This is a genomic window from Acinetobacter sp. UBA2063, from assembly GCF_002333245.1.
GTDB lineage: Bacteria > Pseudomonadota > Gammaproteobacteria > Pseudomonadales > Moraxellaceae > Acinetobacter > Acinetobacter parvus.
This window is the reverse complement of sequence record NZ_DDAH01000118.1, coordinates 1-6,822: the sequence shown is the minus strand read 5'-3', so window position 1 is coordinate 6,822 and position 6,822 is coordinate 1. Positions and strand designations below refer to the sequence as shown.

The window sequence follows — 6,822 nt, the reverse complement described above, 5'->3', positions numbered from 1 at the left end:
ATCTTTTCAAAATTTTCAAAAAATTGTAAAATCCATTGAGTTTTTTCCTGTTGATAAATAAATTGAGTTAATTTGATTTTTATATCGGCATGAATATCTGATGTAATCGTATAAAATAAATGATAAAAATTTTCTAAAAGTTCTTTTTCGGAAAAATAACCATCAACACGCTCAAAATAACGATAGATGCTAGTGACACATTGCTCAATTTCTTTAATATCTTGGTTTGCTTGTTGATCATTGTCACTATGAATATAAATCTGATGCATTAAATAAGCTTTAATAATTTCAAATTGAGAAAGATCTTTTCCTCGATTATTTTGATATTCAAAAACTTGGGTCGCTTGAGCTTTACTTGTAATATGGAATTGGCTAATCACCGCTTGTTCTAAAGCAGATTGCAGTATATTAAGTTGATCTAGATCAAAATTTTGTAATTTTTCTTCGAAAAAATTAAATGCTAGAATCAGTCGTTTTTGTGAATGTGTTTCAACATATAGAATGTCATCAATAATATTTTGTTGTGTAATTCGTTCAAATACATCTTGATCTTCCGTAATCGTCTGAAAGACATTATTTAAATAAGCATTTTTTAGATGTTGAATGTCTTGTTGGCGTTGCATTTTCACAGATGCAAGTGCAGCAAAAAATAAAACAGTTGTTGTTAAACGCTGCTGACCATCAATAATAAATAAAGTGTGATCATCTTTTTCAAATAAGAATTGACCAAGGTAATATTGTTTACCTTGTTGTTCGAGTAAGTCTTCAAGAAATTGAACACACTGTTTTTTGCTTTCCCAACTATATGCTCGTTGATAAGAGGGAATACGAATACTTTGATCTGACTGAAACAATGATTGAATAGTCAATACTGAAACATTTTGGTGGTCGGACATATTTTTTCCTTGTGAATGTCGTATAAGAGAGCAATTATCTATTGATTTTATAATCCAAACTAACAGTTAATTCTGCTCCACAAATTTTATTTTCAATCAAACACTCGAGTAACTTATTCGCCTGTTGATAACCGATTAAAAATTTTCTTTGTAAGCTTGAAACAGAAATGTGTTCGACTTCTTGAGCAAATAGTATTGCCTGTTGTAATAACTCTTTATTATCCTGCATGTTGGTTTTCCTGTGTGAGACGAATCAAAATCATACTAACATTATCAAAAGAATGATTTTGATGGAGGGCAGTTTTCATATTTAATAACCATGTTTTTAATGGAGTTTCAGGCATTAAAGGCTTCCAGTGATTGCATTCCAACACATCATGCACACCATCGCTACAAATCAAGAGAGCATCTCCTACAACCAAATATTCTTCTTTGGGAGAAAATTCGGGAACTTCATGTAAAGAATCTGCACAAAAACAATGATTCAGCATGTAATAGAAACTGGCATATTGTTCATTTGCTTTAATTTCTGCTTCACCATTTTGCTGCATTTCTGTAATGAAATTATGGTCTTGGGTCAGGGCATACCAGTATTGATTATGGCTGCTAAATAAGTAGACTCGACTATCACCTAAATGCTGAATATTGACAAATCCAAATGGGCTAGAGGGTGTAACGACTGCCAAAGTGGCACTAGAAGCATAAGTCTTTGAGTTGCCTGCTAAATACTGGCTTAAATCATCTTGAACTTGTTTTAAATGAATCCGTTGCTGAGTTTGGGTTTGTTGTAAAACACTGTTTAAAACGCATTTTGATGCCTGTTCCGCTTTCGGACTACTGCTGACACCATCTGAAACAGCAGCACACCAATCATCATCTTTTTGATAAAGATAGCATTTGCTGATCAAGCCATCATGCTGAATTACTTTATTTCCAATCAAGATTGCATCTTGTTGAATGGGTGGTTTTGCTCGCCATGTTAAAGCCTGCATTTCATAATAGAGATCAGTCACGGTGAGTCCTGATGAGGAGAAAGTGAGTAAGTTATAGCAATCGAAATATGAAGTGGTCAATCATATTTTTAGTTTTAAGTGTTTAATTTATAAAATAAATATTTTGTTACGATAGTATAATCAAATAAGAGAAAATTGCACCGTGAACGGACTCTTAAAAGCGTAAAGTTGGTTTTTTCTTTAGAAGTATAAAAATATTAAATTTGGCAACCAAAGAGCTAATAATAGAGATCAAGGAACATTTATCCCAAACTGGCGTAAAATTTTACAAAGCTGAATCATCGGTAAGCCCATCAACGTAGTTTGATCATCACCCACCATTTTCTCAAATAAGCTAATCCCTAAGCTTTCACACTTAAAACTACCTGCGCAATGTAAAGGTTGATCAATCTCGATATAACGCTCAATTTCAGCAAGCGTCAGTTGGCGAAATTTCACTTGATAATGCTCAACCAGAGTTCTTTCAAACCCTGATCGTAAATGCTGAACACTGAGAGCGGTGCTAAAAAACACGATTTTCCCTGAGTTTTCTTGTAACTGCTGAATCGCATTTTCAACACTCAAAGGTTTACCAATAAAGTCATACGGCGCGTGTTCACGCCAAGCGACTTGATCAGAACCAATGATAATCGCATTTGGATTCAGTTCAGCAATAACTCGTGCTTTCTGAAAAGCAAGACGCTTGGCTAAATCATCGGCATGTAATTCGCCCATTGCAGATTCATCAATATCAGGTGAAATACAGCGATAGTTCAATCGTAAACGATCCATCAAGTCTTTACGGGTTTGGCTGCTCGATGCCAAAATCAATTCAAACTGATTCATTAGACTGCATATTCAACGAGAATATTCAGTGGCACATAATGCAAAACAGCATTATGGCAAGCATTCAATTTAATTGGTGGGGCATGACCTGCTTCGTAGGCTTCAACCCAACGTGTGACGCAAATACACCAAAAATCACCTGGTTTTAATCCAGGGAAACCTACTTCAGGTAAAGGCGTAATTAAATCATTGCCAACTTTTTGTGAGAAATTTAAGAAATCTGAAGTCATTTGCGCGCACATGGTGTGCTGACCTAAGTCCGTGACCGCCGTATGGCAAAAACCATTACGAAAATAGCCCGTGATCGGGTCAAAGCAACAACTAGATAAAGGTTCACCAAGAACATTTAGACGATTAATTTTTGGATCAGGATGAATAGACATAAGAATACAAAGATTTAATAACGATGATTATGATAATCAAAAGTGAAATTTTAGACAGCTTTTCTGCAAAAAAACTCACCTTTATTTTTAAGAATCATTTAAAATTACGCCGTTTTTAAAATCAATTAGAGAGCCATCCATGAATTTTCAGCGCATGACTGACCTTGATTTAGCAGGTAAACGTGTTCTTATTCGTGAAGACTTAAACGTTCCTGTAAAAAATGGGGAAATTACCAGCGATGCACGTTTACGTGCTGCATTACCAACAATCAAAGCTGCGTTAGATAAAGGCGCTGCGGTAATGGTATTTTCTCATCTTGGTCGTCCTGTAGAGGGTGAGCCAAAGCCAGAACAATCTCTTGCACCAGTTGCAGCTTATTTAAGCACTGCTTTAGGTCAGGATGTTAAATTATTTACTGATTATTTAGATGGTGTTGAGGTTGAAGCGGGTCAAGTGGTATTACTTGAAAATGTACGTTTCAATCATGGCGAAAAGAAAAATAAAGAAGAGCTTGCACAAAAATATGCAGCACTTTGTGATGTATTTGTTATGGATGCATTTGGTACTGCTCATCGTGCAGAAGCGTCAACAGAAGGTGTAGCACGTTTTGCAAAAGTTGCTGCTGCTGGTCCGTTATTAGCCGCTGAATTAGATGCGCTAGGTCGAGCAATGCAAACACCTGAAAAACCAATGGTAGCAATTGTTGCAGGTTCTAAAGTATCAACAAAACTTGATGTATTAAATTCACTTTCTACGATTTGTGATCAATTGATTGTCGGTGGTGGTATTGCCAATACATTCCTGGCTGCTGCTGGATTCAATGTCGGTAAATCACTTTACGAAGCTGATTTGGTCGACACTGCAAAACAAATTGCTGCAAAAGTAAGTGTTCCATTACCAACTGATGTCGTTGTTGCTGATGCAACTCAAATCGACTTCAATGACTTCTTGGGTTCTTTAGCAAATGCTCAAGCAGTTGTTAAGAAAGTAGAAGATGTTGCAGATACTGACATGATTTTAGATGTCGGTCCTGAAACTGCACAAGCTTTTGCAGAAATCTTAAAAACATCAAAAACGATTCTTTGGAATGGTCCAGTAGGCGTATTTGAAGTTGATCAATTTGGTGAAGGGACTAAGACACTTTCATTGGCAATTGCTGAATCTGCTGGTTTCTCAATTGCGGGTGGCGGTGATACGCTTGCAGCAATTGATAAGTATGCTGTGGCTGATCAAATTGGTTATATCTCAACAGGTGGTGGTGCTTTCCTTGAGTTTGTTGAGGGTAAAACGCTTCCAGCAGTTGCAGTTTTGCTTGAGCGTGCATAATCAGGATTTAACCTTTGATTTATAAGTATGTTTTAAAAAGAAGAGTCGATGAAAATCGGCTCTTTTGTTTTTGGCGGGTATTTTGGTCATAAAAATGTCATATATCTGAAATATGCTTGTCACAACTTCAACCATTAACTGTGGAAAGCCGTGATGAAATTTAAATTAACCCTTGCCGCTTTAATCATTGCCCCAATCATGTTGACTGCATGTGCAAAGAAAGAAGAAGCGAAAAACGCTGAACCGCAAGAGCAGACAACTTCAGTCACACAGATCAGTCCAGAACAACAGGCTGCGATTGATGCCATTGATAAACCGAATTTAGATGAAAACAATACTGATGTTACGGAACAGGGTGCAGCTTCAGAAGTGGCTGTGAGCGAAGTTCAATAAGTGACGAAAATATAAAAAAGCCGATGTTTAAACATCGGCTTTTTTATATTTATCCATTGGTTTTGCAGTAGAATGTCAAGGTTGTTTGATAGTCATCATCTTTTGCCAGCGAAGCATTCTTACCAGTCAGTGTACCAATAACCCCTGCGGCAGCCTCAACCATTTTTCCTGTTTGCTCATCCACCACACCTTTTAAAACTCCCTGATATGCGGTTTTTTCATCAACCACGACAGCCGAGGTATTGCGGGTACAGGTTTTTTGTGCTGCACTGACCGCATTGTTTTTGGCGATCAGGCTGGTTTTACCAATTCCTGTAACTTCATATTGATTGTTTTCTTTTTGAATTGCCAAGGTGTTGGTTGGGGTGGATGCACATGCAGTTAATCCAAGTGCCAAACCGCCAAGTAAAGTCATAATAAAGTTTTTTTTCATTGCTTGTTCTCAAGTTACGACAGAATTGTATTATTTGAACATAGAATTTTTGAATGCTTTTGCAGGTTATGTACAGTTTGTGCTGATGCTCTGTTAAATTTCTCAAATTAATGATTAAGCAGGGATTGGACGTGGTGGAAATCATTCAGATTATGCTAATCTAGCGCAATCCTTGTGTTAGTTAGATTTATTTCAATGACGGACTCAAAAATAGAAATCATTCATCATAATATTCATCAACGTCAATCGATTGGACAACTCATTGAACCAGCGCCGAATACACAACAACTTGAAAAGGCGGTGCAGGCCGCACTCACGGCGCCCGATCATCATCGTTTAAAACCAACACGTTTTGTGGTTGTGACGCCTGAACAGCGTGCCGCTTTTGGTGAGCATCTGGCACAGGCTTTGGCCGATTTGGGTGAGACTGAGCCAGCACAATTGGAAAGAGTGAAGCATCATCCATTTCGCGCGCCTTTACTTGTTTTAGCCTTAACCACGATCCAAGATCACCCAAAGGTTCCGCACTTCGAGCAAATTTTAAGTACGGGTGCTGCTGTTCAAAACTTCTTACTCTCATTACAAGCACAAGGTTTTGCGAGTATGTGGCGTTCTGGTGCAGTTGTAGAATCTAATTGGCTTAAGCAACAATTCGGCTTAAAAGAGCAAGATTTGATTTCTGGTATTATTTATATTGGAACAGCCGCCAAAACGATTGCACCTCGTGCAGAAATAGAGAGTCAGGACTTTTTAAAAGTATGGCAGGCTACTTAAATCTTATTTGTGAATGATTAGAAATTTGTTTCAGGATAAAAAATGACAGAGTTGAAGTTTAGCGATTTGGTTGAACCCGTAGCTGTAGACCAGAAAACAGCATTAAGAATTACCGTGCTGGGTGGGGGGAGTTTTGGTACAGCAATGGCGAATCTGGCTGTGCGTAATGGCTGCGACACCATGATCTGGATTCGTGATGCGATTGTTGCTGAGGAAATCAATCAAACGCATATCAACAAGCGCTATTTGCCTGATTACACACTGGAAACAGGTCTGCGTGCGGTTTCTGATCTGGAGTTGGCGATACGTGACCGTGACATTATTTTGGTGGCAATTCCAAGTCATTCTTTCCGCGATGTGTTGAAGAAAATCGCGCCGTTTATTAGTGCGCAGGCAGTGGTTTCACTGACCAAAGGCATTGAAGCCAAAACCTTTAGCTTTATGAGTGATATTATCCGTACAGAATTACCTGAAGTGCCTTATGGGGTTCTATCGGGGCCAAATCTTGCAAAAGAAATTATGGCAGGTATGCCATCGGGTACAGTGATTGCCAGTGAATCTGAACTGGTTCGCTATGCAGTGCAACACGCCTTGCATAGTGCATTGTTCCGTGTATTTGGCAGTGATGATGTACATGGTGTGGAACTGGGTGGTGCGTTAAAAAATATCTATGCGGTGGCAATGGGGATGGGCGCTGCCTATAACATTGGTGAAAATACCAAAAGTATGATCTTAACCCGTGCTTTGGCGGAAATGAGTCGTTTTGCAGTCAAGCAGG

The 6,822-nt window shown here is 38.2% G+C and carries 10 protein-coding genes; 4 read left to right on the top strand and 6 right to left on the bottom strand.

Going from position 1 to position 6,822, the window contains the following annotated elements; genetic code table 11:
- The 5 genes from B4H32_RS05195 to B4H32_RS05175 all read right to left on the bottom strand — a co-directional run.
- The coding region (locus B4H32_RS05195) for a DUF262 domain-containing protein (protein WP_286800516.1) at window positions 1-896 on the bottom strand (896 nt) is incomplete at its 3' end.
- 34 nt (window positions 897-930) lie between these two features.
- Window positions 931-1,125, bottom strand: coding sequence for a DNA translocase FtsK (locus tag B4H32_RS05190; protein ID WP_004680903.1), 195 nt, complete (start codon window positions 1,123-1,125; stop codon window positions 931-933).
- Window positions 1,115-1,909, bottom strand: a complete 795-nt coding sequence (locus tag B4H32_RS05185; protein ID WP_004680902.1) for a PP2C family protein-serine/threonine phosphatase — start codon at window positions 1,907-1,909, stop codon at window positions 1,115-1,117. Before B4H32_RS05185 ends, B4H32_RS05190 begins: the two co-directional genes overlap by 11 nt.
- A 231-nt stretch (window positions 1,910-2,140) precedes the next feature.
- Window positions 2,141-2,734, bottom strand: coding sequence for a Maf family protein (locus B4H32_RS05180; protein ID WP_004680901.1), 594 nt, complete (start codon window positions 2,732-2,734; stop codon window positions 2,141-2,143).
- Complete coding sequence (locus B4H32_RS05175; protein WP_004680899.1) at window positions 2,734-3,117, bottom strand: DUF2237 family protein; 384 nt, start codon at window positions 3,115-3,117, stop codon at window positions 2,734-2,736. The genes B4H32_RS05180 and B4H32_RS05175 overlap by 1 nt, the downstream gene beginning before the upstream one ends.
- Before the next feature lie 139 nt (window positions 3,118-3,256).
- Here B4H32_RS05175 and B4H32_RS05170 point away from each other — a divergent pair, with 139 nt between their 5' ends.
- Entirely contained in the window at window positions 3,257-4,444 is a 1,188-nt protein-coding gene (locus tag B4H32_RS05170) for a phosphoglycerate kinase (protein WP_286800513.1), read from the top strand.
- A 153-nt stretch (window positions 4,445-4,597) separates the two neighbouring features.
- Window positions 4,598-4,837 carry a hypothetical protein gene (locus tag B4H32_RS05165; RefSeq protein ID WP_004680896.1) on the top strand — a complete coding sequence of 80 codons (240 nt, stop codon included), beginning with the start codon at window positions 4,598-4,600 and terminating at the stop codon, window positions 4,835-4,837.
- A gap of 49 nt (window positions 4,838-4,886) precedes the next feature.
- Here B4H32_RS05165 and B4H32_RS05160 read toward each other — a convergent pair whose 3' ends face one another.
- Window positions 4,887-5,270: a hypothetical protein gene (locus B4H32_RS05160; protein WP_286800510.1), complete on the bottom strand. Its 384-nt coding sequence runs from the start codon at window positions 5,268-5,270 to the stop codon at window positions 4,887-4,889.
- 195 nt (window positions 5,271-5,465) lie between these two features.
- On the opposite strand from B4H32_RS05160, the gene B4H32_RS05155 reads away from it, so the two are divergent.
- Both B4H32_RS05155 and B4H32_RS05150 read left to right on the top strand, forming a co-directional pair.
- Complete coding sequence (locus B4H32_RS05155) at window positions 5,466-6,044, top strand: nitroreductase family protein (protein ID WP_004680894.1); 579 nt, start codon at window positions 5,466-5,468, stop codon at window positions 6,042-6,044.
- A 42-nt stretch (window positions 6,045-6,086) separates the two neighbouring features.
- On the top strand, window positions 6,087-6,822 hold a 736-nt coding region (locus B4H32_RS05150), incomplete at its 3' end, for an NAD(P)H-dependent glycerol-3-phosphate dehydrogenase (RefSeq protein ID WP_286800509.1).

Excerpts from the sequence above, each read along its gene's own strand:
- B4H32_RS05190 (WP_004680903.1), bottom strand. The coding sequence starts at position 1,125 with ATGCAGGATAATAAAGAGTTATTACAACAGGCAATACTATTTGCTCAA.
- B4H32_RS05180 (WP_004680901.1), bottom strand. The coding sequence starts at position 2,734 with ATGAATCAGTTTGAATTGATTTTGGCATCGAGCAGCCAAACCCGTAAA.
- B4H32_RS05175 (WP_004680899.1), bottom strand. The coding sequence starts at position 3,117 with ATGTCTATTCATCCTGATCCAAAAATTAATCGTCTAAATGTTCTTGGT.
- B4H32_RS05170 (WP_286800513.1), top strand. The coding sequence starts at position 3,257 with ATGAATTTTCAGCGCATGACTGACCTTGATTTAGCAGGTAAACGTGTT.
- B4H32_RS05165 (WP_004680896.1), top strand. The coding sequence starts at position 4,598 with ATGAAATTTAAATTAACCCTTGCCGCTTTAATCATTGCCCCAATCATG.
- B4H32_RS05160 (WP_286800510.1), bottom strand. The coding sequence starts at position 5,270 with ATGAAAAAAAACTTTATTATGACTTTACTTGGCGGTTTGGCACTTGGA.
- B4H32_RS05155 (WP_004680894.1), top strand. The coding sequence starts at position 5,466 with ATGACGGACTCAAAAATAGAAATCATTCATCATAATATTCATCAACGT.